The 2,005-nt window shown below is 66.9% G+C and carries 3 protein-coding genes and 1 pseudogene; 2 read left to right on the top strand and 2 right to left on the bottom strand.

Translation table 11 applies throughout. The features are described 5' to 3' along the window. Positions 1-448: pseudogene (locus VR44_RS06620) on the bottom strand (N-terminal phage integrase SAM-like domain-containing protein); the annotation flags it as partial. After that, a complete protein-coding gene (locus VR44_RS06615; RefSeq protein ID WP_157880242.1) occupies positions 445-753 on the bottom strand; it encodes a helix-turn-helix transcriptional regulator in 309 nt (102 codons plus the stop codon). The pseudogene VR44_RS06620 and the gene VR44_RS06615, both read right to left, overlap by 4 nt. A 127-nt stretch (positions 754-880) precedes the next feature. Here VR44_RS06615 and VR44_RS44850 point away from each other — a divergent pair, with 127 nt between their 5' ends. After that, a complete protein-coding gene (locus tag VR44_RS44850) occupies positions 881-1,207 on the top strand; it encodes a hypothetical protein (RefSeq protein ID WP_157880241.1) in 327 nt (108 codons plus the stop codon). Positions 1,208-1,495: 288 nt separating this feature from the next. Beyond that, positions 1,496-1,945, top strand: coding sequence for a hypothetical protein (locus tag VR44_RS06610; protein WP_045946435.1), 450 nt, complete (start codon positions 1,496-1,498; stop codon positions 1,943-1,945). The last annotated feature ends 60 nt before the right edge of the window (positions 1,946-2,005 follow it).

Genomic DNA, 2,005 nt, shown 5'->3' with positions numbered 1-2,005 from the left:
TGCCGATCAGCTCGTCCACGAAGGCGTTCGAGTCGGTGCGGCGCAGGGAGCCGGCCGGGCGCCGCCCCAGGAACGGGATGACGTGGGTCTTGGTGTGGCTGGTGTAGGTGTCGACAGTGTTCTCGACCCCGTGCTTCTTCTCGATCCACTCCAGCCACTCCTCCGCGGCCTTCACCGCGAGGATCTTCCCGGCCTCCGGATCCACCCACGTCCCGCGCCGCAGGTCGGTGCGGACCTCGGCGAGCCGGTCCGCCGCCCTGTCGTACTCGGCGTCCGGGAACGACTCGCGGCGGGGCTTGCCGTGGGGATCGTTGTACCGGACCTGCCAGCGATCACCCCGCCCATGCTCGGCGCTGGGGTAGGTGTCACGTCCGCACCGGCACCTCTTCATCCCGGGCTTGGGATTTCTCAGGTGCCACCGGTCGTACGGCTTGTCTGGGTCGTTCACGCTGCTACATCTCCCGTCTGCGCGTCTTCTGCGCGCGAACGGACAGATGTAGCAGGAGACTTGGGCGGTCGGGCCAGCTCCCCCGCCTTCACCGCCTCCACAAACGCGTCCACCTCGTGCTCGCTGTAGCGCACCCGGCCGCCGAAGTCGGGCGACATGCGGTAGCGGCGGGGGCCCTTGCCGGCCGTTCCCCAGTTCCGCAGGGTGCCGGGGACGATCCCGATCCGGCGGGCGGTTTCGGCAGGGGTGAGGAGGCGGTCCCCGACCAGCGGGGCGGGCTCGGAGATCTTCTTCGCGCGGGGCATTGACGGACTCCTCGTCCGCTCCGGCCCCAGGACGCGCACCACTTGCGTCTCGACGGCGATCACGGCAGGTGCCGCGCTTTCTGTCTCGCAGAGCCTCACATCAGATGAGATCACTAACGCGCTCGGAGTGTCACGCAGCCGCACGGGTGATCCCACGCCCCGACTTCGCCGGTTCGACGAGAACGGAAACGAGTACTGGGACGCACGAGAACTTCGTTCCGCGTACGGGTACGACAAGTGGGAGCGTTTCGAAGGCGTCATCAAGCGCGCCCAGGACGCCCTCCGTGCAACAGGCCAGGATCCCGACGTAGTGGTTTCCCGGGTCCGGGAAGCTACAAGGCGTGGGGACCTCGGTGGTGTCCAGAAAAGGACTAACTACCGCCTGACCGGATTCGGTGCCTACGTGGTCGCCATGAACGGCGACCCGAAGAAGCCGCAGATCGCCGCACCCTGACGTGTCCATGACGTCGGTAGTGCCGACGTCACCAGATTCGAGTCCGGTCGTCGCGGAACGGAACCTGAGTCCGGTCCGACGCCCCCCGTGGTCATTTTCACCACGGCTCCTCGGCCCGAGGGCGCTGCATGGACACCGTGTCCACGCAGCCCTGACATCGCCGACCAGATCATCCGCTGGTGGGATCTTCGGGCGGACACGCCTTCTCGTCACTCTTTCGGCCCCGCTGTAGCCGTTCACCGGTTTGGCCTCTTTTCGGTTCCCGGGCGTGGAGATCACGCTGGAGAGGTGACCGTGACCATCGCCCAGGACGTCTTCCAGCCCGAGCAGTACCGCGCCCTTCTCGTCACCTTCCGCCCGGTCGATTACATCGAGCACTGGCACGACGGCTTCGGCAAGACGCAGCCGGCGGTGGTCAGCGAGTTCTCACCGCTGGAGCAGGTGGTGAACTCCGGCCCGAAGAAACGGCGCAAGGACGTGTCGCCCAAGGAGCGGGTCCTGGAGCAGTTGCTGGGCGCCGAGGATCCGGGCGAAGCCGTGCCCGTGGAGAAGCCCGAGGCGAGGCTGGTCACGGTCAAGCACGTGTATCTCGTCGAAGCCCTGAGGGCGGCCCAGGGGATGCAAGGAATCTGCGCTGGCTGGATCGTCCACGTGCAGACTCCCTGGGTCTTGATGCCCCCCACGGTTTCGGAGTACGGCCGCGTCTTCCAGCACTGCCAGGCGCTGGGCTGGCTTTAGCGCTTGCTCATGCTGTGCGCCCACTCCGTGAGCCGTTGGCCCGACCTGTTGTCCCAAGAG

Origin of the sequence: Streptomyces katrae (assembly GCF_000966975.1) — a bacterium.
GTDB lineage: Bacteria > Actinomycetota > Actinomycetes > Streptomycetales > Streptomycetaceae > Streptomyces > Streptomyces katrae.
This window is presented reverse-complemented; position numbering and strand designations above follow the sequence as displayed.

Excerpts from the sequence above, each read along its gene's own strand:
- VR44_RS06615 (WP_157880242.1), bottom strand. The coding sequence starts at position 753 with ATGCCCCGCGCGAAGAAGATCTCCGAGCCCGCCCCGCTGGTCGGGGAC.